Source organism: Bacillus sp. 01N42_2 (genome assembly GCF_056399565.1).
The window spans coordinates 88,012-113,868 of the sequence record NZ_JBFTRO010000001.1 but is presented as its reverse complement, the minus strand read 5'-3'; the positions used below and the strand labels follow the sequence as shown (position 1 = coordinate 113,868).

The window sequence follows — 25,857 nt, the reverse complement described above, 5'->3', positions numbered from 1 at the left end:
TTTCAAGTCTGTATAATGAAGATAACGAAGAAAAAAACGAGGTGGAAAATGGACAAACATACCGAACATCAATCGTTAAATCATAAAAGCGCCAAGGAAAAAGACCAGATTCTGAACCGGCTGAAACGGATTGAAGGCCAAGTCAGGGGCATTCAGAACATGGTGGAAAACGAACGATATTGCGTGGATATTCTTGTGCAGATTTCAGCCGTGCAGGCGGCCATGCAGAAAGTCGCGTTTCATCTGCTGGAAGATCACGCCCATCACTGCGTAGCCGGCGCCATTGAAAGCGGAAACGGAGAGCAGGCGATTGCAGAGCTGCTGGATGTCGTGAAAAAAATCGCGAAATCATGAAATAAAATGTTTTGAAATACCCTACAGGGGTATGGTAACATGAAGAAGAAAAAACAAGACGTGGAGGGAATCATCATGGAACAAAAAACACTGCAAGTCGAAGGCATGTCCTGTCAGCACTGCGTCAAAGCAGTAGAGACCGGAGTAGGAGAACTGAACGGAGTGACGGCGGTTCAGGTGAAATTGGAAGCCGGACAGGTGGATGTGACGTTTGATGAGAACAAAGTCTCCGTATCAGATATAAAAGACGCGATTGAAGATCAAGGCTATGACGTCGTATAAGGTTTATCGCGCTTCGGAAACGGGCGCGGTTTTCTTTTATGAAAATGATACCCCCTGGGGGTTTGTGAGAAGAGGTGAGGGCATTGAGTGAACCGAAAGAAATGACCATTCAAGTGGGAGGCATGACATGCGCCGCCTGCGCTTCAAGAATTGAAAAAGGACTGAAACGGATGGACGGCGTCAATGACGCTTCCGTCAATCTTGCGCTTGAGACCTCAAATATTTCCTATCAACCTGACAAAATCGAAGCTGGCGCCATAAAGGATAAAATTGAAAAACTCGGCTATCACGTCGTGACGGAAAAAGCCGATTTTCAGATTGAAGGCATGACGTGTGCCGCCTGCGCCAATCGGATTGAAAAGCGCCTGAACAAAATAGAGGGCGTTGTGGGCGCGCCGGTGAATTTCGCCCTTGAAACGGTCTCCGTTGAATACAACCCTAAAGAAGTGGCACCGAAAGAACTGAAAGAGACCGTGGCAAAACTCGGCTACCGGTTAGAAGATAAGGAAGCGGACGGCCAAGACGGCGGATTATCTCAAAAGGAAAAAGAACAGCGTAAACAGCTGATCAGGCTGATATTTTCTGCCGTTCTCTCCTTTCCGCTTCTATGGTCGATGGTCAGCCATTTTTCTTTTACTTCTTTTATCTGGATGCCGGATATCCTGATGAATCCGTGGCTGCAATTCGCGCTTGCCACCCCGGTGCAGCTCGTCATCGGCTGGCCTTTTTATACGGGAGCGTACAAGGCGCTGAGAAATAAAAGCGCCAATATGGATGTTCTCGTTGCCCTCGGAACGACGGCCGCTTACGCGTACAGCCTGTACATGACGATTGCGTCTCTCGGGCGAAACGGCCATGCCGAGGGGCTTTATTATGAAACGAGCGCCATTTTGCTGACTTTGATTTTGCTTGGAAAACTTTTAGAGATGAAAGCAAAAGGCCGCTCATCAGAAGCGATTAAAAAGTTAATGAAGCTTCAGGCGAAGACGGCGGCGGTCGAGCGGGAAGGGAAGGTACAGGTGATTCCGATTGACGAGGTCCGGACGGGGGACATCGTATATGTGAAACCGGGAGAACGCGTTCCTGTCGATGGCGAAGTGATTGAAGGCCATTCCGCGATTGATGAATCGATGATTACGGGAGAAAGCATGCCTGCAGATAAGTCTCCGGGTAGCACCGTCACCGGGGCGACGATCAATGCAAACGGCTTTCTCAAAATCAGAGCGGTGAATGTCGGGAAAGATACCGCGCTTGCACACATTATTAAAATCGTGGAAGAAGCCCAAGGATCAAAAGCGCCCATTCAGCGGCTTGCGGATCACATTTCAGGCATTTTCGTCCCGATTGTGCTGGGATTGGCCGTGGTGACTTTTCTCATTTGGTATGTATGGGTATCTCCGGGACAGTTTTCTGAAGCGATCGGCAAATTCATCGCCGTGCTTGTCATTGCCTGTCCGTGCGCCCTCGGGCTCGCCACTCCGACGAGCATTATGGCGGGCTCCGGCCGCGCCGCTGAATTCGGCATTCTCTTTAAAGGCGGAGAGCACTTAGAAAAGACCCAGCGTCTGACGACAATCGTACTGGATAAAACCGGAACGGTGACAAACGGCAGACCGGTGCTGACAGACGCCGTACCGGCAGCGGGAATGAACGAAGAGGAGCTCCTGCAGCTTGCGGCCGCCGCTGAAGCGGGATCGGAGCACCCGCTTGGAGAAGCCATCGTTTCAGGAGCCGAAAAACGGGGGATTTCCATTCCGAAACTAACCCGTTTCCAAGCCCGGATCGGTTCCGGAATCTATGCAGAGGCTGACGGGAGAACGATTCTTGCCGGATCAAGACGGCTGATGGAATCGGAACACATTGAGCATAGTGCATTGCTTCCGCACATGACCCGCTTGGAGGCGGAAGGAAAAACGGTGATGCTTATTGCGGCAGACGGCAAAGCGGCGGGGCTTATCGCAGTCGCCGATACGATCAAAGAAACATCTCAGGCTGCGGTGAAACGCTTGAAGGATATGGGCCTTGACGTCATCATGATGACCGGTGACAACCAAAAGACGGCGGAAGCCATTGCTAAAGCCGCAGGCATCGGCAGCGTGATTGCCGAAGTGCTTCCCGAACAAAAGGCAGCGGAGATTTCCCAGCTGCAAAAAGAAGGCCGGCGCGTGGCAATGGTCGGCGACGGCATCAATGATGCTCCGGCGCTGGCTGTGGCCGATATCGGGATGGCCATCGGCACCGGCACCGATATCGCAATGGAAGCAGCGGACATTACGCTGATCCGCGGAGACCTGAACGGCATTGCCGACGCCATCGGCATGAGCAGGCTGACTATGAGAAACATCAAGCAGAATTTAGGATGGGCATTGGGCTACAACACCATAGGCATTCCGATTGCGGCAGCCGGCTTTCTGGCTCCGTGGGTGGCAGGCGCTGCCATGGCATTCAGCTCGGTATCGGTTGTCCTTAATGCTTTGCGTTTACAGAAGGTGAAAAAAGACAAAATCGGCTGATGCCGGTTTTGTCTTTTTTATTGACACTTTATCCAAAACTTGCATATAATATAGAAAACAACTATATGAACATATGCTCATATATATAATTTCGTTTAGCTGTATTGATGTTATGGGAATCCTATTACGGAAAGTAGGGTGAGTCGAAAATGAAAGCGGCAAAAGGTGAATTTGTATTAGACGGACTTGATTGCAGCAACTGTGCAAAAAAAATAGAAAACGGCGTAAAAGCCATTGACGGCATCGACGGCTGTGCTGTCAATTTTGCGGCAAGCACCATCACGGTTTCGGCCGGGGGCAAAGATGAGCAATGGATGAAAGATGAAGTTGCAAAAAAAGTAAAGTCCATTGATCCTCATGTGACCGTCCGTTCGAAGCATGAAGACAAACCCGGCGAGGATGAATACCGCAAAAAGCTGCAGCTGATGCTAGTGAGATTGGCGGCGGGCGCCGTTTTGGCTGTCATCGCTTATTTCGCGCACGCAGGCGCCGTCCTTGAGTTTCTGCTCTTTTTTGCTTCATATTTGATCATCGGCGGCGATATCGTAGCCAGAGCGGGAAAAAATATTGTCCGCGGCCAGGTATTTGATGAGCATTTTCTGATGGCGCTTGCGACAATCGGCGCATTTATCATTCATCAGTATCCGGAAGGCGTCGCGGTCATGCTGTTCTACCAAATCGGTGAATTGTTTCAGGGAGCGGCCGTCAGCCGATCCAGAAAATCGATCAGCGCGTTATTGGACATCCGTCCTGAGTACGCCAATGTGAAAACGGAAAACGGCATGACTGCCGTTCCGCCGCAGGACGTTAAAGTCGGACAGGTCATCGTCGTGAATCCCGGAGAACGGATTCCGCTGGACGGAAAGGTGCTGAGCGGTTCCTCGATGGTTGATACATCCGCTTTAACGGGCGAATCCGTGCCGAGAAAAGCGGAGCCGGGGCAAGATGTGATGGCCGGATTTATGAACCAGAACGGCGTGCTTCATATTGAAACCTCTAAAGGATATGAAGACTCCGCCGTATCAAAAATATTGGATTTGGTCGAAAATGCGGCCGGACGTAAAGCGAAAACGGAAAACTTTATTACGAAGTTTGCCAAGTACTATACACCGGCCGTTGTCATTGTTGCGGTGCTTCTCGCCTTTTTACCGCCGCTTCTCGTGCCTTCAGCCGCGCTGTCCGAGTGGGTGTACCGGGCGCTGATTTTCCTTGTGATTTCTTGTCCGTGCGCACTCGTCGTCTCCATTCCGCTCGGGTTTTTCGGCGGTATTGGAGCCGCGTCTAAAGCTGGGGTGCTCGTGAAAGGCAGCAACTATTTAGAAGCGCTCAATCAGGTGGCATACGCCGTGTTTGATAAAACGGGAACCTTAACGAAAGGCAATTTCGCCGTTACTGATATCAAACCGGCGGCAGGATTTACGCGAGACAGCCTGCTTCATGCGGCTGCGCTTGCCGAAGTCCATTCCAATCATCCGATAGCTTCATCCATCCGTGAGGCTTACAATCAACTGCTCGCAGCTGAGGAGATTGAAGAATATGAAGAAATACCCGGACATGGCATTCGGGTGAAAACCGGCGGATCAACGATTTTGGCCGGAAATCAAAAACTGATGGCAAAAGAACAAATCGCTTTCGGCACAGCTGAAAACAACGGAACCGTCGTTTACGTTGCCGTTGATCAGCGGTATGCGGGGGCGATTGTGATCGCCGATGAAATCAAAGAGGACGCCAAACAGGCCATTGCCCGTTTAAAAGCACTCGGCGTCAAACGGACAGTGATGCTGACGGGTGATTCAAAGCAGACCGGTGAAGCGGTCGGTCGCGAGCTTGGTATTGATGACGTGTATACAGAACTGCTGCCGGGTGACAAAGTAGACCGAGTCGAAGAACTCGAAGCGGCGCTTGCACCGAATGAAAAACTGATGTTTGTCGGTGACGGGATTAACGATACACCTGTGCTTGCCAGAGCTGACATCGGAGCTGCCATGGGGGCTCTCGGTTCTGATGCCGCCGTCGAAGCGGCCGATGTCGTCCTGATGACAGACCAGCCGTCAAAAGCAGCCGAAGCCATCCGGATTGCACGCCGCACACGCCGGATCGTCTGGCAGAATATTGGATTTGCTTTAGGCGTAAAAATCATTTTTCTCCTGCTTGGCGCATTCGGATTCGCCACCATGTGGGAAGCGGTCTTTTCAGATGTAGGCGTCACGCTGATCGCCGTTGCCAACGCGATGCGCGTCATGAGAGTGAAAGCGGAATAATTGTCAAAGATAATTCGTTTTTCAGGGTTTTCTTAAACAAGGTTGTCTTGGTAAAATAGAGAAGCGGGCCATCCGGCATCCGCTTCTTTTTTATTTTAAAAACAATGAGGTGTCTGAGTGAAAAAGAAACAATCGTCTGCGAAATTTGCGGTGATTCTGACGTTAATTGTTGTCGTTTTATTTGCGGCCATCGTAATTATTAACAACCAAACAGAAAAAGCGGGCGAAACAGCCGCCGAACAGCCTTCCATTAAAGGACAGCCCGTGCTCGGCAAAGACAGCGCGCCTGTGACGGTAGTTGAATTCGGAGATTACAAATGTCCGTCATGCAAAGTATTTAACAGCGATATCTTTCCGAAAATCAAAAAAGATTTTATCGATAAAGGCGACGTGAAATTTTCATTTGTGAACGTCATGTTCCACGGAACCGGCTCGCGTCTGGCGGCACTTGCTTCAGAAGAGGTGTGGAAGGAAGACCCGGCATCATTCTGGGCTTTCCATGAAAAGCTGTTTGAAGAGCAGCCGTCAAGCGAACAGGAATGGGTCACGCCTGCATTGCTTGAAAAGACGGTCAAAAGCACCGCGAAAAAGGTTGATCCTGACAAGCTGAAGGAAAACCTTGATAAAGAAACCTTCGCAACAGAGCTGAAAGCTGACACTGACCTGAATGATAAATTAAATATCACGGCGACACCGACGATTTACGTAAATGACAAAGTGATTAAAGACTTCGCTAATTATGAGGAGATTTCAAAAACGATTAAGAAAGAGCTGAAAAATGAAAAATAGAATCGTATTTTTATATGCTTCTTGGGTGATAGCTCTTGCTGCCATGCTCGGCAGCCTATATTTCAGCGAGATCAGAAAATTCATACCGTGCGAGCTGTGCTGGTATCAAAGAATTCTCATGTACCCGCTTGTCCTGATTTTAGGAATCGCCACCTTTCAGGGTGACACGCGCGTGAAAAAATATGTGCTGCCGATGGCCGTCATCGGCGCGTTTATATCGATCATGCATTACCTTGAGCAGAAGGTGCCCGGTTTCAGCGGCATCAAGCCATGCGTCTACGGCGTACCTTGCTCATCTGAATATATTAACTGGTTCGGTTTTATTACCATTCCATTCTTAGCATTGACGGCATTTATTCTCATTATTGTCTGCATGTGTTTTGTCAAAGCGGAACGCACGGCAAAATAAAGAGCCTGCTCCATGGGAGCGGCTCTTTTTCTATTATCTGTACCAAGCTTTGTTTGTCTCAATCTGTCTGTTATGGGAACTGTCCCAAATATCTACGGAATAGGCATAATCATAATTCATGACGCAGCGGATGCCGCTGCCTTGGGCGTCATGCTGAAGTCCGAAATTATGGGAAAACTCGTGCTGGGCCGCTTTCGCCGTGTTGGCCGTTCCTTGATCTAGGTTCACGCTGAAGGCCGGACCGCTCGGTTTGCCGTTATATACATACGCGATACCGCCGGCGTCAAAACTCGATTTTGCGGTAAAACCGACGACAAAATGATAATTTTGATTTCTGAAGCTGCTTTGGAGATTCGATAAAATCTGAGAACTGTTTGAGCCGGAGGAATTCCAGGCTTGCACGGCCTGTACGACAAAATCAATGTTATGATCACGATTGAAGGCGACATCAGCCTGCTCCACGATCTGGACGATCCGCGTTTGCCAGTCGCTGTATTTGGCGCGGTATTCAGCGTCCGCCACCGCCAGTACTCTGACCTTCTGAGAGCCCGTGCTGGCTTTAGTTGAGGCTTTATCCTGATTGACATTGGCATCGAATCGTTTCGTGCCGACCTGCTTACCGTTTTCATCCAGAATTTTTGTATCAACCGTCTGTTCAATCTGAACCGGGCCTTTCAGATCTTTAAAATGATCGGCTTTCGGAAGCGGGTCCGTATACACCGTTTTGGCCGGCTCCGCATGAGTGTGCGAATGCGTATGGTTTTCGGCTGACGGCAGGCCGGGAATTAATCCGGCGGCCAATAAAACTGGAAAAACAAGTGAACTGATTTTCATCTTATAACCCCCCTTTTTTGTTAAGAGAAGGTATTCAATGTAACTTCCAATAAACCTCCTAATATAGTATAAAATAGGAAAATATTCTCGCCTCCAGATATGCTGATTGCAGTTGTCCCGATTTTGGGATCAGAACCTTTCAAAAATAAGGTTGATTTTAAGAGAAAGCGATTATAAAATCTAATGGTCGTCAGAAAATTTAACAAATAAAAAGGAGCATATGGAATGGCCTGGGAGCTGCTTAGTGTAATCGGCATCATTGCGTTTGCGGTCAGCGGAGCGATTGTTGCGATGGAAGAGGAGTATGATATTTTAGGCGTGTATATCTTGGGGATTGTAACGGCGTTCGGCGGCGGAGCCATCCGAAACCTGCTGATCGGTGTTCCGGTCTCCGCCTTGTGGGAGCAAGGCGCATTTTTTCAAATCGCTCTCGCATCAGTTACGATTGTCTTTTTATTTCCGAAGCTGCTGTTAAGACATTGGAGTAAATGGGGCAACTTATCCGATGCCATCGGGCTTTCGGCGTTTGCCATCCAAGGCGCTTTGTATGCCGTAAAAATGGGCCATCCGCTCAGTGCAGTGGTTGCGGCCGCGGTGCTGACCGGAAGCGGGGGCGGCATCATACGGGATCTGCTCGCGGGCAGGAAGCCCCTTGTGCTCAAGTCGGAAATTTATGCAGTCTGGGCCGCACTCGGAGGATTAATCGTGGGCCTCGGCTGGGCCGGGAATGCCGCAGGTTTGTATGTGCTGTTCCTAGTGCTTGTGGCATGCCGCATCTGCAGTTATGTTTTCAGGTGGCGCCTGCCGATTCGTTCCTATCATATAGATCAGTAAAAAACCGATTTCATAAAAGAAATCGGTTTTTTTGCATAACGGATAAAAAGACGCCCGATATGATAAGAAAAAGGGTATTTGACTATAATGATGAATAATATGTTTGGTAAAGAAAGCCGGATTTGTCAGCTTGATGTCGGAGGTGCCGCTGATGGCAAAACGTGATGAAGAATGGAAAGAAGAGCAGGAAAGAATCAATTTTGTCATGAAGGAACTGGATCAGAAACAAACGCGTCTTGAAGCATCATCGGGCGGATTGAAGCAGGATATTGTCGGCCTGAGAAAAACGTTTTGGGATGATGTCACGGTTAATTTGGATGATGCCCATGAAGCGGCGGAAACATTTTCAAGCATTAAACAGCAGGCTGAAATGCTTTCAGAACGTGAACGGACGCATCGGCTTCAATACCGGCAGCTTCAAAAAATCCAAAAGCTGAAAGCCTCTCCTTACTTCGGCCGTGTCGATTTTACGGAAAAAGGGGAGTCCTCTGCCGAGCAGATTTATATCGGGCTGACTTCTTTAATGGATGAAAACAATGAGCATTTTCTCATTTACGATTGGCGTGCGCCCATTTCATCTCTTTACTATCAATATTCCCCGGGAAAAGCCCGCTATGAAGTTCCGGAAGAAACGATAGAAGGGGACATCACACTGAAGCGGCAGTTTATCATTAAAAACGGGACGCTTAAAGCGATGTTTAACACGGATATGACGATTGGTGACGAAATGCTGCAAGAGGTGCTGAGCGGCCATTCCGGCCAGCATATGAAAAACATCGTGTCAACCATCCAAAAAGAACAGAATGAAATCATTCGTGATGAAAAAAGCAAATATCTCATCGTTCAGGGAGCCGCCGGAAGCGGGAAAACATCCGCGGCGCTTCAGCGGGCCGCTTACTTGCTGTACCGCGGGCGCGGTGTGCTTGACGCCCGTCAGATAGTGCTGTTTTCTCCGAACATTTTATTCAACAGTTACGTTTCCGCCGTATTGCCGGAACTGGGAGAAGAAAATATGGAGCAGGCCACGTTTCAGGAATATATCGCCCGCCGGCTCGGACGAAAGTTTGAATGTGAAAGCCCGTACGAACAGCTCGAATATTGCCTGACCGAGCAGAACCAGGACGCCCTTTCCGTAAGGCTCGAAGCCATTGCTTACAAAGCGTCACCAGCTTTTCAGGCCATGATTGACCGTTATGCCGGGTCGCTTTCGGTCTCCGGTCTGATATGTAAACAGATCAGCTTCCGAGGAGACATCCTGATTTCAAAAGAGCGGATTGAAGCCTATTTTTATTCGCTTGATAAGCAGCTGCCGATTCCGAACAGAGCGGAGCTGACGGCGGAATGGCTTCTTACGGAAATCAGCGCACTCGAAAAAAAGGAGCGTAAGAAGGAATGGGTGCTGCAGGAGAGTGAGCTGCTTGATAAAGAAGATTATGCGGAGGTTTATCAAAAACTTAAGAAGCAAGCGGCGGATGATGAACCTGCATTTGACGACCATCAGCGTGAACAGCGCCTGCTTGGCGCCATTATTGTCCGCAAAGCCTTTAAACCGATTAAACAGGCCGTCAGACAGCTCGGCTTTCTCGATATAAAACGGATGTACCTCCGGCTGTTTTCAGACTGGGGAGCTGATGAAAAGCCCGATCATTGGCAGAGCATCGGGGCTTTAACCCGCAGCGCATTTGCAGAACGGTCGCTCCCGTATGAAGATGCCGCTCCGTATCTGTATTTGCAGGACCTGATAGAAGGAAAAAGAATAAACACACAAATGAAGCACGTTTTCATTGATGAAGCGCAGGATTATTCCTCTTTTCAGCTCACGTATATTCAAAGCATCTTCCCGGCTGCAAAAATGACGGTGCTCGGTGATGTCAGCCAGTCGATTTATGCACACACCATTACCGGTCCTTCTTCACTCGCCGGCTGCTTCCGCAATGGCGCAGAAAAGGATGTCAGCCTGAAGAGGACTTACAGATCGACGCGGCAGATTGTTGAATTTACGAAAGCGCTGCTGGCTGATGGTGATGACATTGAGCCTTTTAACCGGAACGGGGAAAAACCACGGGTTCTGCGGGCGGATACTGAAAAAGAGCGCCGCGAGCAATTGACTCAAACAATACGGGAGCTCAGGCAAAAAGGCCGGGAGACGATCGCTGTCATCTGCAAAACGGCCGCGGAAGCGGAAAAAGTGTTTCAGACAGTCAGCGCCGGGAGCAGTGTCCGTTTGATCAATAAAGAAAACCAGCCTTTTCAAAAAGGGGTATGCGTCATTCCCGTGTATTTGGCAAAAGGCATTGAGTTTGACGCCGTCATTGTCGCTGACGCCTCTGCTGCTCAGTATAAAAGCGGGCATGACCGCAAGCTTTTATATACGGCCTGCACGCGGGCGATGCATCATCTGACCGTGCTGTCTCCGGGAGAACTCTCTCCTTTTATAAACGAAGTGCCCGCCGGCTTATTCGTGTAAGCCCTTTGCCCAAGTGCAAAGGGCTTTTTATCATTAGTAATCTTAATCATTATCATCATGATTATATATTTTACTTACACACAAACTTTCGGTAAAGTTTCAATTAGAATATTATTTTGACAATTCCTATAGAAATAACGTACGTTACGTTTAATTCCTTGTGAGGTGGATATCGTTGCAACTTCAGGTCATGAACAGTCCGTTTAATCAGGAGCAGGCAGAGCTCCTTAACCGCCTTCTGCCGACCTTGACAGAATCACAGAAAATCTGGCTGAGCGGTTATTTGGCTGCGGCCCGGCCCGAGTCCGGTGAAGCAGCCGCACCCGCTCCCCAGGCTGCGGCAGAAAGCCCGGCAGTCTCGAAAGAAGTGACCGTATTATACGGATCGCAAACGGGAAATGCGGAAGGTCTTGCGAAACAGACGGTAAAGACGCTTGAGGAACGGGGATTCCAAGTCACCGTCGCATCGATGAACGATTTTAAGCCGAATAATCTGAAAAAAATAAACAATTTACTGATCGTGGTGAGCACGCACGGAGAAGGCGATCCGCCGGATAACGCGCTGGCTTTTCATGAATTTCTTCACGGCAGACGCGCGCCGAAGCTTGAAGCGCTCCGTTTTTCCGTTTTGGCGCTCGGGGACAGCTCGTATGAATTTTTCTGCCAGACCGGCAAAGAGTTCGACGAGCGTCTTAAAGAGCTCGGCGGCACGCAGCTTGCGCCCCGGGTTGATTGCGATCTTGATTATGATGAACCGTTTTCAGAATGGCTTGATGCGGTTATCGGCGGCCTGAACGAAGGTGCGGGAAACCAAACAGCCGAAGCGCCTGCCGAGACGCCTGCTCTCGGTGAATCCGTTTATTCCAGAACGAACCCGTTTCGGGCGGAGGTTCTTGAGAACATCAATCTGAACGGGCGCGGTTCGAATAAAGAAACACGCCATCTGGAGCTTTCGCTTGAAGGATCCGGCCTCGCGTATCAGCCCGGGGACAGCCTCGGCATCTATCCGGAAAATGATCCGGCGCTCGTGGATGAGCTGATCAATGAGCTGAAATGGGACCCAAAACAGGAAGTGGCGGTGAATAAGCAAGGAGAGACCCGTCCGCTGAAAGACGCGCTCACTTCTCATTTTGAAATTACAGTGTTAACAAAACCGCTCTTGCAAAAGGCCGCACAGTTTACGACTGACAAAAAGCTGGGTGAACTTCTGGCCGAAGGAAATGAAGAGCAGGTGAAAGCATACATCAACGGCCGTGATCTGCTTGATCTCGTCCGGGATTTCGGTCCGTGGGAAGCGTCCGCGGAAGACTTTCTTTCCATCCTGCGTAAAATGCCGGCCCGGCTCTATTCGATCGCAAGCAGTTTAGAAGCGAATCCGGATGAAGTGCATCTGACCATCGGAGCGGTCAGATATGACGCGCACGGCAGAGAACGAAAGGGCGTCTGCAGCATTCTGTGTGCGGAAAGACTCCAGCCGGGAGATACGCTTCCGATTTACATTCAGCACAACCAAAACTTCAAGCTGCCGGAAAACCCGGATACACCGATTATTATGGTCGGGCCGGGGACAGGCATCGCGCCGTTCCGTTCCTTTATGCAGGAACGTGAAGAAACCGGTGCTGAAGGGAAAACATGGCTGTTTTTCGGAGATCAGCACTTTGTCACTGATTTTCTGTATCAGACGGAATGGCAAAAATGGCTGCAAAACGGTGTACTTACAAAAATGGACGTCGCTTTTTCCCGGGATTCGGAGGAAAAAGTATATGTGCAGCACCGTATGAAAGAACAAAGCAAAGAGCTGTATGAATGGCTGCAGCAGGGAGCCGCCGTATACATCTGCGGTGATGAACAGCATATGGCGCATGACGTGCACCAGGCGCTTCTCGATATCATTCAGGAAGAAGGCGGCATGAGCCGTGAAAAAGCGGAAAGCTTCCTGGCAGACATGCAGCAGAAAAAACGCTATCAGCGTGACGTATATTGATTTTGGTTTGAAAGGAGCTTATTCAGCATGGTGAATAACATTTTAAAAGCGCCGGAAGGCCCTCCAAGTGATGTTGAGGAAATTAAAGAAAAAAGTGATTATTTGCGCGGCACATTGAAAGAAGTCATGCTTGACCGGATTTCAGCCGGCATCCCGGACGATGACAACCGGCTGATGAAGCATCACGGCAGCTACCTGCAGGATGACCGCGATCTCCGCAATGAACGTCAGAAACAAAAGCTTGAACCGGCTTATCAATTCATGCTGCGCGTCCGGATGCCAGGCGGCGTGTCAACTCCGGAACAATGGCTTGTCATGGATGAACTGGCGCAAAAATACGGAAACAATACATTAAAGCTGACAACGCGCGAAACGTTCCAAATGCACGGAATTTTAAAATGGAACATGAAAAAAACGATTCAGAAAATCAATGAGGCGCTGCTTGATACCATTGCGGCCTGCGGAGATGTCAACCGAAACGTCATGTGCGCATCAAATCCGTATCAGTCTGAAATCCATGCGGAAGTGTACGAATGGTCGAAAAAACTGAGTGACGACCTTCTTCCGCGCACGAGAGCCTATCATGAAATCTGGCTTGATGAGGAACGGGTGGCGGGCACTCCTGATACGGAAACGGAACCGATGTACGGGCCGCTGTATTTGCCGCGGAAATTTAAAATCGGAATCGCCGTGCCTCCGTCCAATGATATTGATGTCTTTTCTCAAGATCTCGGCTTCATTGCCATTGTAGAAGAAGGCAGACTTATCGGATTCAACGTGGCGATCGGCGGCGGTATGGGAATGACGCACGGTGATACGGCCACTTATCCGCAGCTTTCAAAAGTCATCGGCTTCTGCAAACCGGAGCAGCTGTATGATGTAGCGGAAAAAACCATTACGATTCAGCGTGATTACGGAAATCGTTCCGTCAGAAAGAATGCCAGATTTAAATATACTGTTGACCGTCTCGGTCTGGAAAATGTAAAAGCTGAGCTGGAAAACCGCCTCGGCTGGCAGCTGGATGAGGCGAAACCTTATCATTTTGACCATAACGGCGACCGTTACGGATGGGTGAAAGGCGTAAAAGGAACATGGCATTTTACGATGTTCATCGAAGGCGGCCGTGTCACGGACTATGAGGATTATAAGCTGATGACGGGATTACGTGAAATCGCCAAAGTCCATACGGGAGATTTCCGTCTCACCTCTAATCAAAACCTGATTATCGGCAATGTGACGAGCGAGAAAAAGAAACAAATCAGCGCATTAATCGAACAATACGGTCTGACAGACGGCCGGCAGCATTCCGCCCTGCGCCGCAGTTCAATGGCTTGCGTCGCGCTTCCGACATGCGGGCTCGCGATGGCCGAAGCGGAGCGGTATCTGCCGAAGCTGATTGATAAAATTGAAGCCATTGTTGACGAAAACGGTCTGCGGGATGAAGAGATCACCATCCGTATGACTGGCTGCCCGAATGGCTGCGCCCGGCATGCGCTCGGCGAAATCGGATTTATCGGAAAAGCGCCGGGAAAATATAATATGTATTTAGGAGCTGCATTTGACGGCAGCCGTTTAAGCAAAATGTACCGGGAAAATATCGGTGAAGAGGAGATTCTCAGTGAGCTCCGCACCATTCTGCCGCGTTATGCGAAAGAGCGCGAGGAAGGCGAACACTTTGGAGATTTCGTCATCCGTGCGGGCATTATTAAAGCGACAACAGACGGAACGAATTTTCACGAATAAGATGAGCTGCTGAAACAATTTACTAAAACAGTAAGAACGCAGCCGTGCGAAAAGCCTGTTTTCATAGAAAACAGGCTTTTTCTTTTTTTAGAAAAAAAGTAGCCGAAGGCAAAAAAAGTTCCCCGTGAGCACGTTATGAGAAATTTTAAATAAAAACGGGTAATATAAGAGAAGAATGGTTGTGTGCGGAAAATATACCGGGCCAGCCCGGTAATTGGCTCCGGCCTTTGACAGGGGCCGTGAGAACAGGCAATGATGATTCAATGCAGCAGATGAAGGAGGTCATGCTTTGGACATATTTTTAGTCGTACTCGTACTTTTAACCATCATTGCGATCTCCAATATTATAAATCGGTTTGTCCCCTTTATCCCGGTGCCTCTGATTCAGGTGGCGCTCGGTATCATTGCGGCGTCATTTCCGCAGGGGCTTCATTTTGAACTGAATACCGAATTGTTTTTTGTTTTGTTTATCGCTCCGCTGCTTTTTAACGATGGAAAACGGACGCCGCGTGCGGAACTTTGGAATTTAAGAGCTCCGATTCTGCTTCTCGCACTGGGGCTCGTGTTTGCCACGGTCATTGTCGGCGGTTACACCATTCATTGGATGATTCCGAGCATTCCGCTGGCCGCCGCGTTCGGGCTGGCGGCGATCCTGTCACCGACTGACGTTGTTGCGGTCAGCGCGCTGTCAGGGCGTGTGAAGATGCCAAAAGGCATTCTGCGTCTCCTTGAAGGAGAGGGGCTGATGAATGACGCATCCGGCCTGGTCGCTTTTAAATTTGCGATTGCGGCAGCCGTGACGGGCGCATTTTCGCTGGCACAAGCCGCGTTCAGCTTTGTCTTGATTTCAGCCGGCGGTTTACTCAGCGGTGTCGTCATTTCTTTTTTGATTATCCGTTTCCGGCTGTTTTTGCGCCGCCTCGGCATGCAGGATGTTACGATGCATATGCTGATTCAAATTCTGACGCCGTTTGTCATTTATCTGGCGGCTGAAGAAATCGGCGTTTCCGGCATTTTAGCGGTTGTGGCCGGCGGCATCACGCATGCGGTGGAGCAGGATCGTCTTGAATCAACGATGGTCAAACTGCAAATCGTCTCTTCAAGTACATGGAATATTATTTTGTTCATTCTTAACGGTCTTGTTTTCGTCATATTAGGAACGCAAATACCGGATGTGGTTTCTGTTATTTTTAATGATACCGCGTTTAACAATATGATGGTCATCGGGTACATTATCGTCATTACGCTGACGTTAATGATTCTCAGATTTTTGTGGGTGCTGTTTTTTTGGAACGGCAAGTGGTTTTTTAACAAGGATCAGAGCATTTATAAGCCCGGCCTGCGCTCAACGCTGCTGATTTCAGTATCAGGCGTCAGGGGAGCGGTCACGCTTGCGGGTTCCTTTTCCATTCCGTACGTGCTCTCCGACGGCTCGCCGTTTCCTGAACGGAATTTGATTCTCTTTTTAGCCGCAGGCGTTATTTTGTGCACATTGGTGCTGGCGACAATCGTACTGCCGATTCTGACTGATAAGCCGGAAGACAATGCGAAAGAGAAGAAAGTCAAATTGCTGACAGCGAGACGGAAGCTGATAAAGGCTGCTTTATCGGCCATCAAAGAAAATATGAATGAGACCAACAAAACGGCTTCTTTTGCGGTCATTGCCGAATACAATGAGAAAATGAAAAATCTCAGGTTTCAGCAGTTCACCGTAAAAAACCGCACGAAAAAAGATGAGCGGAAAGTCCGCGCCCAAGGGATACAGGCTGAACAGGAAGAACTGCTCCGGCTGATTGAGCGGGGCGACATCCCGGAAGAAACGGCTGACAGCCTCCAGGAACGGTTTGATGAACTGGAAGTGCTGTATACGAATCCGTTTAAAGTCGGCTTATCTAAGAAAAAGCTGAAACGCCTGATGTACTGGATCTTTTTCGGTGAACAAAAAAAGCCGGAAATGTCGATTTTAAATGAAGAAGGCCTCATTCGCGCCACAAGGGTTAAAACGGCAAAAGCGGCGATTGAAAGCCTGAAAAAACACATGACCGAAGAAAATAAAGATGTGACGCTTGCCGTCATTTCCTTTTACAATCACCTGATTTTCAGGCTGGGGCACTCGTATCACGAACAGAATCCGAGCCGCCGTTTTGAAAATCAAAAACTCGAGATCAAACTGCGGGCCGTGCAGGCCATCCGCAACGAAATCCAAACATTATTCGAAGAGCGGGAAATCTCCCGCGACATGTCACATGAGCTTCGCCAATACATCAATGATGTGGAAGCGGCGATGCTTGACGGAGATGAATAAATGAAAAAAGTCCGGCATCTGTGTGCCGGACTTTTTTTTGATTACGGACGATGGAATTCGACGTGATCGCCGTCGCGGTCAAACCAGCCTCTGAAGGCCCAGTTGATCCAGCCGCCATCGCCTTTGTTGGTGAAGCTTCCGTCTTCAAACACCCAAATGCCGTATGTGATGCCGTCATAAACGGCGGAACCGTAAAACTGAACGCCGTTAAAATGATCTTCATATTCCTGGCTTAAATTAAACACCATGACATTATATTTTTGTCCTGAAGCGTAGAATGAAGATTCCATTAAGTTTTTGACGAAGCCGTCACGGTTTTGCGCCGACTTAATCGCGTCAGCAATCGAATTGCCGATGCCGAGCAGGTCAACATCAATGTTTAAACCGACATCTTTTGCGGAGACATCTGACTTTTGCTGTGCCATGTTTTGAGGGACTGGCTTTTCTTTTGCGGATACAAAGGACAGAGGAGTCAGGGACAAAGCGGCGCCAAGGGCAACGGACATTGGGATGCGTATACGTTTCATCGTATTTCCTCCTTCAATTGTTTGGTGGCTACATTAGCGATTTACCCGGTCAGTTACCGGGCTAACCGGATTTTTTGAAAAATAGGAAAATAATAACGTTAGTGGTACCTGGGTACTAAAGATGGTTTCTGTTATAACGATGAGCGTATAATTGGTTTCTTACGGCGGAAATGTGAGATAATAATAACCGTTTACATAATGACTAGAAAGGATGGTTCAACGTGGCAAAAAGCTTAAAAGATACTGTAAAGCTTCATAATGGCGTTGAAATGCCGTGGTTCGGCCTTGGCGTATTTAAGGTGGAAAACGGAAGCGTAGCGGCGGACTCTGTCGAAGCGGCAATCAGAAATGGCTACCGCAGCATTGATACGGCGGCAATTTATAAAAATGAAGAGGGCGTCGGCGAAGGCATCAGAGCTGCGGGCGTTGCCAGAGAAGAGCTGTTCATCACGTCAAAAGTGTGGAATGAAGATCAAGGATACGAAACGACCCTTGACGCGTTTGAGAAGAGCCTTGAGCGCCTCGGCCTCGATTACCTCGACCTATACCTCATTCATTGGCCGGGCAAGGATAAATATAAAGACACATGGCGCGCTCTTGAAAAGCTGTACAAAGACGGCAAAATCCGCGCGATCGGTGTCAGCAACTTCCAAGTGCATCACTTAGAAGAACTGCTGAAAGATGCTGAGATCAAGCCGATGGTCAACCAGATAGAATTCCACCCGCGCCTGACTCAAAAAGAAGTAAGAGATTTCTGCAAAGCGCAGGGCATTCAAGTGGAAGCATGGTCTCCATTGATGCAGGGGCAGCTCTTGGATAACGAAGTGCTGTCACAAATTGCGGAAAAACATAACAAATCGGTCGCTCAAGTGATTTTGCGCTGGGATCTTCAAAACGAAGTCGTTACCATTCCGAAATCCATTAAAGAGCACCGCATCATAGAAAATGCCGATATTTTTGATTTCGAACTGTCACAGGACGAAATGGAAAAGATCAGCGCCTTGAACAAAGATGAGCGTGTCGGCCCGAACCCGGACGAGCTTCTGTTCTAAGAAAAAAAACAGCCCTTTGCGGGGCTGAATACAAAAAACCATCCATTTGGATGGTTTTTTGTATTCTTTGTTATAGCTACTTTTCGGTACTTACAAAAATGTAAAGGCAACTAACTTTATATAAGTAAGTTTCACAAGAAAAAATGGAATTTTGTCTTTGGTTTTAAACATCCCGTTAAGTTTTTTTCGTTAAAATTGTTTTGTTACATCATATTCATAGTCAAATTTGATACTCACACGTGACATTGTTGAACTCGCAGAAGCTAATGTATTGTACTTGAAGTTCCATTTGTTGGCTACAAGGTATTGATTATCCAATGAGATATCGAAAATGCCGCTTGTTGCACTATTTGCAAGTGCTTTGTGCCATACAGAATCTTGATTGGTCATAAGAAGATGAACGGTGTTACCTTGATTAGGAAATTGACTAGAAGAGGTTGTTACTCTTTTGACAGTCGCCTCATGCGGAACGTTCTGTTCATTCCTCAAATCTAATGTCAACACGGAAGAATCTTGTCCACTTCGATTATAGTAGTTGCGATTTCCTGTGTTACTCGCTGTTCCGCTAAATGTAAATGTTTTTGACCCTGATTTGATTCGATTGTTAAAAGATAGAGTAAAGTACATATCGCCTGAGTAAGAGCCCCTTGTCACTCTTACATAGAATGTTTGACTTGTTTTTGTTGCATCAGCATTTGCAAAGATGAAAGAAGAGTAATCGCCTTTTGTAACGCCAGTGTTTTTATCGAGTTGGTGTCCGCTCTCATCTAACACTTCAATTATCATACCTTCATAGTTATCACGATAAGTGCTTTGAACATATAATTTTTCATCTTTTTGAGCAGTGAATTTATAATAAGCTACATTTTCACCAGCTTCTAATTTCGTTGTATCTGAATACGGGTTGTATTTCCAATAACCAAGGTATGCTGCAGTTGACATGGAATGATTGTCTGTAATCACATTTACTGCTTTTGCAGATGGAGTAAAGGTAAAAGCAGTGAACAATATCACAGATAAAACAATGAAGCTAGTAAAAGAAACGTACAACTTTTTCATCATAATTCTCCTTTTATATCCAATTTTTCGATATTAATGACCTGAATTATACGCTCTATTACATTATTTGTCTATAATATGTTAAAAATTTGATTTATTTGTCGATATCACCCTTAACGAGATAAAATGTGAAAAGAGGAAATTGTATGCATATAAAGGATAGTGTACAGCTGCAATACTTTGCACAACAAATCAAAAATCAAAGTCATTCATCCATCCGCAAAGAGGATACAATGATAAAACAGGAGAATCAATTCAATACTTACAAGAAATCATCGCCCGTCCAGAGCAGCAGTCTGAAACAAATCAATTATTCTAGAGAATCGGTCATGAGTGATAAGAATGATGTCGCAAAACGATATCAACTAGCGAACGAGAAAACAGTTGTGGATACAGGTGAGGAAACGTTAATCCATAGCAGAAATCCATATGTTTCCGAAAGTGACATTGAAATTCAAATACTTAATGAAAAATACAGCCGAATCAATAGAATCAATTTATCAAAAGAGAATCCGATTGGTTATATACGCGACAAATATAAAAATGCCAATTCACCGTATTTTCGTCATGATTTAACAAACGAAGAGAGACAAGCAGCATATGACAATGAGACAGAGTGGCTTTATAAAGGAAAAGCACAACATTACAATATGCGAGATGCGGCATTTCGGCATGTTGATATGTCTGCACCAAATGAGGATGATCGAGCAAAAGCATTTCAGCGGGATGTTGTGAATCAACAAATTGGCCTTCTCTTTGATCGCCAAAACCTGACGATCCCTAAGAATGCAAAATTAACATTTACCATTACACCATTTGATTATGCTGTAACAGTGACAGGAACCGATGATCAAAAGGTAATTGACACAATTGAAGCACTTTTGAATAGCGGCAGTAACAGCAAAGAGTTATTTCAACATATTATGGGAAGCAGGACAGATGATTCTGCACAATTTGAGAAAGAAACATTCAACAAGTATCGAGCTGTAAAAGAAATATATGAAAAAACCGGTTATCATCTGGGTGATCTTCATGCACAAAATGGAACTTTCATGACAGAGGATGGTCGTGACATTTTAGATGTGTATCGAGAAGCATTAGAAAAAGATCCATTAACGAAAGACTTTACCTCGGCAGCGTTATCTCATTACGGATCTGAAGTAAAGCGTCTTGCATCAGTTGGTTATGATACGGTTCCTGACTTGGTTTTATCTATTCATTATCAAAATGGGTCTCTGGAGGATGCGGGCCAAAGCAAAAGTTATGGCACAAACAACCGCGCTTGGCTTCCGTCATTAAATCTTTCGAATCAATAAAACAGCCCTTTACGGGGCTGTTTTTCTTTACATAAATGTCTGTGTCTGCCGTTTTACGCTGAATCTGTATGCGGCTATTAATAAAAGGGCGGCGGCGAAGGCTCCTAAAATGATGATGTTCAGCGTCAGGCTTTGGAGCGTGCGGCCGTGCTGCAATTGATCCACCGTATCAAGCACCCAGCGCTGAGGCAGAAATTCGGCGATTGTCTGCACTGTTTTCGGCATAATATTGCCCGGAAAAAAGCAGCCGGCGAGCAAGCATGTCGGCACGACGATCAAATTCAAAAGCGCCGATGCCGAAGCGCTGCTGTTGGAAAAACCGACGGCAATAAAGGCGATCCCGATTGCGCTTAATGCAAACAGCATCATCAGGACGAACAGCTGCCACAGCGGGAATGACGGATGAATATGAAAAGCGGCGCCCATAAAGAGAACGGCGAATAGAATTTGGACGGCCATGATAATGATATTAACCGCCGCGTTTGCCAATACATACTGCTTTGACGTGATCGGCGTTGACAGAAGTCTGTAATACGTTCTGTTTTCTCTTTCTTTAATCATCAGTTCCGTCAGGTTGCCGGCGGAATAGAGCATAATGATAATGAGATACCCGATGACTGAGTAAGTCATCTCTTTATGATTCGAAGTATCTTGTAAAACAGCGGACTCCGTTTGAATCGGAGAATGCTTGAAATCGGCGTACATCGCCTGAAAGGCTTTCTCATTTCCGCCGGAAGATTTGCCGATTGAGGCGGCGCTGTTTATATAATTGTACAGATAAGAGCTGACATATCCGGTGACCTGGGCGCCTTTCAGCGAGGTCATGCCGATGTGAGCCGGTTTTCCGTCTTTTACACTTTGGGAAAAGCCTTTTTCAAACGTAACCAGCGCCTCCATTTTCCCCGATGCGATCTTGGATGAGGCGGACGCAGCCGTTTCCTCCGAAATTTTCACATGATCCAGTCCTTTTAAAAACGTGACCGTATCCTGTGCTACTTCTCCGCCGTCTTGATTGAGAATGCCGATATTGAGCGTTTCGGCTCCGCCGTTGGCATTGGACATGAAGGAGAGAAAGACGCCGATCAGCGGAGCCCCGATATAAAGAATGAGCTGTTTTTTGCTTTTTGTGATTCCTTTGAGCGTGTGTATAAACAGCCACCAGAAGTTTTTCATTTTACAGTCCCTCCCGTCTTTGAAACGTAACCGCGGCAATCAGCAAAAAGAGCGCCGCTAATGCTGTGTTTAAACCAATTGCGGGCCAGGCGGCCGATACGTCATTTGCGTATATGATGTTGTTAATCGCCTTATTGATCCAGGATAAGGGCGACAGGGAGGAAATTCCTCCGCCTTCATATTTATAATAGGCGCCGCCGATAATGGCCATCACTTGAACGATGATGACGGTGATTAATCTGGCGCTTTCTGGTTTTTTGGTCAAATAGCTCAGGCTGAGCCCGAAGCTGACGGCCAAAAGAATTTCAGAGGCGAGAATCAAAAGCACAAGTCCCATGTGGCTGCCCCAATCGGCTTTTAAAATAAATTTGCTGAAGGCGACAACGGCAAGGATTGTCAGTACGTTCACAGCCATAATGCCGAGCATCTTTCCGAGAAAGATATCGCTTTTCCGGAGCGGAGCGGCAATCAGGCGATCGGCTGTGTGCCGTATTCTTTCCCCGCGGAACAAGGTGCTTGCAAAAATCGAGGCGTACAGCCCGATCATCGTCGTCATGGACACCGCGTAAAAATCTTTCGCTTTCGGTTCCTTCGCTTTGTTTAAAGACGTCTGCTTCATATAATCGCTTTTTATTTGTCCGGCGGAAGGTGCCTTATGCGCCTTGTATGCGGCGGCGCCTGCTTTGTATTGGTTGGTGAAAGCGGTCAGCATGCCTTCGACGATCGTGCCGTTCATACCGCTCCGGTCATTTGTATAAACTTGAAAACCGCTGTTTTTGACAGTGACGAAAGCATCCGCCTGATTTTCACGAACGTCGTTTTTGCCTTTTGCCGCCGTATCCGCTTTGTGAAAATAGACATGCTCTTTTTTTGCGGCTTTCATAAACTCAGTAAAATGATGAGAAAGCGGTCCGTTTGACTGGTCCGTATATTCGACCTTGATGTGTCCGACCGTCACTTCTGAATCAAAGGCGTTTGATAATGCCGCAGAGAGAATCATCATAAAGACGATCGGAAAAGCAAGCATGAAAATAAAGGTCCGTCTGTCACGGAAACTGATTTTGATTTCTTTCTCGGCGATGTGCAGAATATTCATTTGCAATCCTCCTTTCAGTTGGGTCAGTCGCGCAGGCTTCTGCCTGTCAGAGTGAGAAACACCGTTTCTAAGTCAGGGGCCTGTTCCTGTAAAGAGCGGATTTCAATTCCTTTGTCCATGAAGTACCGGATCAGGCGGTTTAAATTGTTGACCCCTGTGTCAGAGCTGATTTTCACGCTGTTTTCTTCCAGTGCGGCGGCTCTGACGCCGGGAAGATCCTGAATATCGCCGAGGCTGATGCCGTTTCCGGATGACAGCTCAATGACGACGTCCTTTGTGTCTGTGATAATGGAGGTCAGCTGTTCCTTTGTGCCTTCTGCGATGACTTTCCCGTGGTCAATGATGGCGATGCGCGTGCATATTTCTTCAACTTCCTCCATGTAGTGGCTCGTGTAGATGATCGTGCAGCCCATTTCATTCAGCTTTTTCACTGATTGCAGAATATAATTTCTTGATTGCGGGTCAATGCCGACCGTCGGTTCATCCATGATGATCAGTTTCGGCCGGTGGGCAAGGGCGCAGGCGATATTGAGCCGGCGTTTCATTCCGCCGGAAAAATGCTTCGGCAGATATTTATGTTTATCGCTCAAGCCGACGAATGTCAGGGCTTCCTCGACCCGTTCTTTCAAAACCGCTCCTCTCAGCCCGTACAGCCCGGCGAAGAACTTCACATTTTCATAGGCGTTTAATTCTTCGTAAATGGCGAGGTCCTGGGGGACGATGCCGATATTCATTTTCACGGCTTTGCTGTGTTTGAAAATATCTTTTCCGAGAAACAGAATGTCTCCGTCAGAAGGTTTTAAAAGGCCTGAGATCATGTTGATCGTCGTGCTTTTTCCGGCTCCGTTTGCGCCGAGAAACCCGAAAATCTCACCTTCTTTTACAGCAAGCGACATTTGGTCAACGGCGGCATAATCGCCGAATTTCTTACTCAGCTGTTTGAGCTCCAAAATGTTCATATTTCCACCTCTATGTCTTATGATGCTCTAATTATAAAAAAAAGAATGAACGGCCGTTAGTGCAGCTGTTCATTCTTTTGACATGAGAATCCTCATATTTTTCACATGAAAACATTCACTTATTCAATAGGCAGTAATGTCGTGACGGAAAAACCCGCCGTGCCGTCAAAAATGACAGTTCCGTGCAGGGCGGCGGCCCGTTCTTCCATACCGAGCATGCCGAGGCCTTTTTTAAAGCGGACGGCGCCGTTTCCGTTATCTTTCACTTCCGCTTTCACGGCTTTATTCAGCACTTGAATATCAATGGAAATCTGCGCGGCATCGGCGTATTTCATCGCATTGGTCAAAGCTTCGGTTACGTTTTCCTGAATGACTTTCCAATGCATCTGCGTCAGCCTGTCCAAATCGCCTTGATGCGTAAACGGAACCGGCATGCCGTTTTTAGCCGAAAATTCATCAATAAATATTCTTAATCGGTGAATGCCCATTTGTTCAGCGGGCGGTTTCATATTTTTCAGCGTAATGCGGATATCTTCTATGCCCTCTTTGGAAATCGTAATGGCGTTTTGAAGCAGTTCAGCCGCTTTGTCCGGACGGGAGCCGAGCATCCGCTTCGCCGCTTCCATCTGAATGAGCGCGCCGGTCATGGAGTGGCCGATTTTGTCATGGATGGCTTGGGACAATCTGTTTCTTTCCTCGAGTTTGCCGGTATACTCCGATTGTTTGATATATTCTGTGCTGCTGTGCAGCTGTTTCGTCAGCTTTTCAATGCTTGACCGCATGCTGTCTGACTGCTCCTCATATGTCTTCAGCCGATCGTTTGACCGGGCGGCCAAAACGAAAATCGCCAGACAGAACAAGGTCATGACGGTATACGTCGGAAGATCGCCGTACGGGATAAATAAAAACGGCAAAAACACGAGCAGGCAGAACACATAGCGGTGAACCGGATATTCGGCAAGAACGGCAAAAATGGCGGGCGGCAAAAGAAACAGGAACGCCGGATGGCCTCCGGCGGAAAGCGAGGCGGTCAATGCCAGCGTCATGAGGGTGATCCCGCGCCTCCAAGCGGTCGGCCTGATCATGCAGATCGCAATGCCCAGACACAGATAAAGCAGCAGAAACAAGACGGCGTACGGCATGTAAGGGCGGTCGGCCGATACGAACAAAACGGCCGTATAAAAAATGACGATCAGTCTGCTCATCAGCATCCAAAAATCCATACCGTTCAACGCTCGTTATCCACCTTCCCGGTGATATAATAAATCGCGATCTGCGTTCTGTGCTCAAGACCCGTTTTCCCTAAAATAGATGAAATATAATTGGCCGTCGTCCCTTCAGAAATGAAAAGCTGTTTTGAAATTTCTCTGTTCGACAGTCCTTTCGCAATAAGCGACATGATGCTGAGCTCTCTTTCAGTAAACTGGCTTTCATCAATCTGATGCGCGGCTTCCGCCGGCCGGAAAAGGCTGTCTTTTATTTTATCCAGCACGGTGTCCTGAAGGATGCTGTGCCCGTTGAAGACGCTTTTGATCGCATCGCGGATCCGTTCCGGCTCGGTATTTTTTAATAAATATCCTTTTGCGCCGTTTTTAATCGCTTCTAAAATATACTCGTCGTCGTCAAATGTCGTCAGGATCATCGGCTTCGTATCCGTTTCCTCCGCGATCCGTTTTGCGGCTTCGACGCCGTTCATCACCGGCATGCGAACGTCCAATAAGGCGATATCGACGGGATTGTGTTTACAATACTCTGCCGCCTCTAATCCGTTTCCCAGCGTTGCCGATACTGTAAATTCCTCATATGTATGCAAAATGATTTTCATTCCTTCTCTGATGAAAGAATTATCATCCGCGATAATGACATTAATTTTCATAACCGCACCCTTTGTGTGTTTTTG

General features: G+C 47.6%; 21 protein-coding genes. 13 read left to right on the top strand and 8 right to left on the bottom strand.

Going from position 1 to position 25,857, the window contains the following annotated elements:
• The first annotated feature begins 48 nt into the window (after positions 1–48).
• The 6 genes from csoR to AC1DN5_RS00585 all read left to right on the top strand — a co-directional run bounded on the left by csoR (position 49) and on the right by AC1DN5_RS00585 (position 6,608).
• A complete protein-coding gene (csoR, locus tag AC1DN5_RS00610) occupies positions 49–354 on the top strand; it encodes a copper-sensing transcriptional repressor CsoR (protein ID WP_013353610.1) in 306 nt (101 codons plus the stop codon).
• A 75-nt stretch (positions 355–429) separates the two neighbouring features.
• Positions 430–636 (top strand): copper chaperone CopZ, encoded by a 207-nt coding sequence (copZ, locus tag AC1DN5_RS00605; RefSeq protein ID WP_015240581.1) that lies wholly within the window; start codon positions 430–432, stop codon positions 634–636.
• Positions 637–719: 83 nt separating this feature from the next.
• A complete protein-coding gene (locus AC1DN5_RS00600) occupies positions 720–3,149 on the top strand; it encodes a heavy metal translocating P-type ATPase (RefSeq protein WP_366969791.1) in 2,430 nt (809 codons plus the stop codon).
• 149 nt (positions 3,150–3,298) lie between these two features.
• Positions 3,299–5,410 (top strand): heavy metal translocating P-type ATPase, encoded by a 2,112-nt coding sequence (locus AC1DN5_RS00595; protein WP_366969790.1) that lies wholly within the window; start codon positions 3,299–3,301, stop codon positions 5,408–5,410.
• 117 nt (positions 5,411–5,527) lie between these two features.
• Positions 5,528–6,199 carry a DsbA family protein gene (locus AC1DN5_RS00590; RefSeq protein ID WP_045925961.1) on the top strand — a complete coding sequence of 224 codons (672 nt, stop codon included), beginning with the start codon at positions 5,528–5,530 and terminating at the stop codon, positions 6,197–6,199.
• The gene (locus AC1DN5_RS00585; protein ID WP_366969789.1) at positions 6,189–6,608 is read left to right on the top strand and encodes a disulfide oxidoreductase; all 420 of its coding nucleotides are present in this window, start codon (positions 6,189–6,191) and stop codon (positions 6,606–6,608) included. The genes AC1DN5_RS00590 and AC1DN5_RS00585 overlap by 11 nt, the downstream gene beginning before the upstream one ends.
• 33 nt (positions 6,609–6,641) lie before the next feature.
• Here the strand turns inward: AC1DN5_RS00585 and AC1DN5_RS00580 are convergent, their stop codons facing one another.
• The gene (locus AC1DN5_RS00580) at positions 6,642–7,442 is read right to left on the bottom strand and encodes a zinc-dependent metalloprotease (protein WP_013353604.1); all 801 of its coding nucleotides are present in this window, start codon (positions 7,440–7,442) and stop codon (positions 6,642–6,644) included.
• Positions 7,443–7,667: 225 nt separating this feature from the next.
• Between AC1DN5_RS00580 and AC1DN5_RS00575 the strand changes: the two genes are divergently transcribed.
• The 5 genes from AC1DN5_RS00575 to AC1DN5_RS00555 all read left to right on the top strand — a co-directional run bounded on the left by AC1DN5_RS00575 (position 7,668) and on the right by AC1DN5_RS00555 (position 16,775).
• Positions 7,668–8,276, top strand: a complete 609-nt coding sequence (locus AC1DN5_RS00575) for a trimeric intracellular cation channel family protein (protein WP_016937932.1) — start codon at positions 7,668–7,670, stop codon at positions 8,274–8,276.
• A 151-nt stretch (positions 8,277–8,427) separates the two neighbouring features.
• Complete coding sequence (gene helD / locus AC1DN5_RS00570; RefSeq protein WP_366969787.1) at positions 8,428–10,743, top strand: RNA polymerase recycling motor HelD; 2,316 nt, start codon at positions 8,428–8,430, stop codon at positions 10,741–10,743.
• 175 nt (positions 10,744–10,918) lie between these two features.
• Positions 10,919–12,727, top strand: a complete 1,809-nt coding sequence (locus AC1DN5_RS00565; RefSeq protein WP_366969786.1) for an assimilatory sulfite reductase (NADPH) flavoprotein subunit — start codon at positions 10,919–10,921, stop codon at positions 12,725–12,727.
• Between the two features lie 27 nt (positions 12,728–12,754).
• Positions 12,755–14,470: an assimilatory sulfite reductase (NADPH) hemoprotein subunit gene (gene cysI, locus AC1DN5_RS00560; RefSeq protein WP_013353600.1), complete on the top strand. Its 1,716-nt coding sequence runs from the start codon at positions 12,755–12,757 to the stop codon at positions 14,468–14,470.
• A gap of 289 nt (positions 14,471–14,759) precedes the next feature.
• Positions 14,760–16,775 carry a Na+/H+ antiporter gene (locus AC1DN5_RS00555; protein ID WP_016937937.1) on the top strand — a complete coding sequence of 672 codons (2,016 nt, stop codon included), beginning with the start codon at positions 14,760–14,762 and terminating at the stop codon, positions 16,773–16,775.
• A 41-nt stretch (positions 16,776–16,816) separates the two neighbouring features.
• Here AC1DN5_RS00555 and AC1DN5_RS00550 read toward each other — a convergent pair whose 3' ends face one another.
• On the bottom strand, positions 16,817–17,302 hold the full coding sequence (locus AC1DN5_RS00550; protein ID WP_049627362.1) for a hypothetical protein: 486 nt from the start codon (positions 17,300–17,302) through the stop codon (positions 16,817–16,819).
• Between the two features lie 221 nt (positions 17,303–17,523).
• Between AC1DN5_RS00550 and AC1DN5_RS00545 the strand changes: the two genes are divergently transcribed.
• Positions 17,524–18,354: an aldo/keto reductase gene (locus AC1DN5_RS00545; RefSeq protein ID WP_099744848.1), complete on the top strand. Its 831-nt coding sequence runs from the start codon at positions 17,524–17,526 to the stop codon at positions 18,352–18,354.
• Between the two features lie 189 nt (positions 18,355–18,543).
• Here the strand turns inward: AC1DN5_RS00545 and AC1DN5_RS00540 are convergent, their stop codons facing one another.
• Complete coding sequence (locus AC1DN5_RS00540; protein ID WP_047477514.1) at positions 18,544–19,416, bottom strand: hypothetical protein; 873 nt, start codon at positions 19,414–19,416, stop codon at positions 18,544–18,546.
• A 143-nt stretch (positions 19,417–19,559) separates the two neighbouring features.
• On the opposite strand from AC1DN5_RS00540, the gene AC1DN5_RS00535 reads away from it, so the two are divergent.
• Positions 19,560–20,729, top strand: coding sequence for a DUF4885 family protein (locus tag AC1DN5_RS00535; RefSeq protein ID WP_047477517.1), 1,170 nt, complete (start codon positions 19,560–19,562; stop codon positions 20,727–20,729).
• A 27-nt stretch (positions 20,730–20,756) separates the two neighbouring features.
• Here AC1DN5_RS00535 and AC1DN5_RS00530 read toward each other — a convergent pair whose 3' ends face one another.
• The 5 genes from AC1DN5_RS00530 to AC1DN5_RS00510 all read right to left on the bottom strand — a co-directional run bounded on the left by AC1DN5_RS00530 (position 20,757) and on the right by AC1DN5_RS00510 (position 25,833).
• Positions 20,757–21,902 carry an ABC transporter permease gene (locus tag AC1DN5_RS00530; RefSeq protein WP_366969785.1) on the bottom strand — a complete coding sequence of 382 codons (1,146 nt, stop codon included), beginning with the start codon at positions 21,900–21,902 and terminating at the stop codon, positions 20,757–20,759.
• Position 21,903: 1 nt separating this feature from the next.
• Positions 21,904–22,998 carry an ABC transporter permease gene (locus tag AC1DN5_RS00525; protein WP_366969784.1) on the bottom strand — a complete coding sequence of 365 codons (1,095 nt, stop codon included), beginning with the start codon at positions 22,996–22,998 and terminating at the stop codon, positions 21,904–21,906.
• Positions 22,999–23,021: 23 nt separating this feature from the next.
• The gene (locus AC1DN5_RS00520; protein ID WP_095241345.1) at positions 23,022–23,957 is read right to left on the bottom strand and encodes an ABC transporter ATP-binding protein; all 936 of its coding nucleotides are present in this window, start codon (positions 23,955–23,957) and stop codon (positions 23,022–23,024) included.
• Between the two features lie 119 nt (positions 23,958–24,076).
• The gene (locus AC1DN5_RS00515; protein WP_366969953.1) at positions 24,077–25,180 is read right to left on the bottom strand and encodes a sensor histidine kinase; all 1,104 of its coding nucleotides are present in this window, start codon (positions 25,178–25,180) and stop codon (positions 24,077–24,079) included.
• Positions 25,181–25,185: 5 nt separating this feature from the next.
• Entirely contained in the window at positions 25,186–25,833 is a 648-nt protein-coding gene (locus tag AC1DN5_RS00510) for a response regulator transcription factor (RefSeq protein WP_366969952.1), read from the bottom strand.
• Positions 25,834–25,857: the final 24 nt, after the last annotated feature.

Coding starts and splice junctions, on each gene's coding strand:
- csoR (WP_013353610.1), top strand. CDS start 49: ATGGACAAACATACCGAACATCAATCGTTAAATCATAAAAGCGCCAAG.
- copZ (WP_015240581.1), top strand. CDS start 430: ATGGAACAAAAAACACTGCAAGTCGAAGGCATGTCCTGTCAGCACTGC.
- AC1DN5_RS00595 (WP_366969790.1), top strand. CDS start 3,299: ATGAAAGCGGCAAAAGGTGAATTTGTATTAGACGGACTTGATTGCAGC.
- AC1DN5_RS00585 (WP_366969789.1), top strand. CDS start 6,189: ATGAAAAATAGAATCGTATTTTTATATGCTTCTTGGGTGATAGCTCTT.
- AC1DN5_RS00580 (WP_013353604.1), bottom strand. CDS start 7,442: ATGAAAATCAGTTCACTTGTTTTTCCAGTTTTATTGGCCGCCGGATTA.
- AC1DN5_RS00575 (WP_016937932.1), top strand. CDS start 7,668: ATGGCCTGGGAGCTGCTTAGTGTAATCGGCATCATTGCGTTTGCGGTC.
- helD (WP_366969787.1), top strand. CDS start 8,428: ATGGCAAAACGTGATGAAGAATGGAAAGAAGAGCAGGAAAGAATCAAT.
- cysI (WP_013353600.1), top strand. CDS start 12,755: ATGGTGAATAACATTTTAAAAGCGCCGGAAGGCCCTCCAAGTGATGTT.
- AC1DN5_RS00550 (WP_049627362.1), bottom strand. CDS start 17,302: ATGAAACGTATACGCATCCCAATGTCCGTTGCCCTTGGCGCCGCTTTG.
- AC1DN5_RS00540 (WP_047477514.1), bottom strand. CDS start 19,416: ATGATGAAAAAGTTGTACGTTTCTTTTACTAGCTTCATTGTTTTATCT.
- AC1DN5_RS00535 (WP_047477517.1), top strand. CDS start 19,560: ATGCATATAAAGGATAGTGTACAGCTGCAATACTTTGCACAACAAATC.
- AC1DN5_RS00530 (WP_366969785.1), bottom strand. CDS start 21,902: ATGAAAAACTTCTGGTGGCTGTTTATACACACGCTCAAAGGAATCACA.
- AC1DN5_RS00525 (WP_366969784.1), bottom strand. CDS start 22,998: ATGAATATTCTGCACATCGCCGAGAAAGAAATCAAAATCAGTTTCCGT.
- AC1DN5_RS00520 (WP_095241345.1), bottom strand. CDS start 23,957: ATGAACATTTTGGAGCTCAAACAGCTGAGTAAGAAATTCGGCGATTAT.
- AC1DN5_RS00515 (WP_366969953.1), bottom strand. CDS start 25,180: ATGGATTTTTGGATGCTGATGAGCAGACTGATCGTCATTTTTTATACG.
- AC1DN5_RS00510 (WP_366969952.1), bottom strand. CDS start 25,833: ATGAAAATTAATGTCATTATCGCGGATGATAATTCTTTCATCAGAGAA.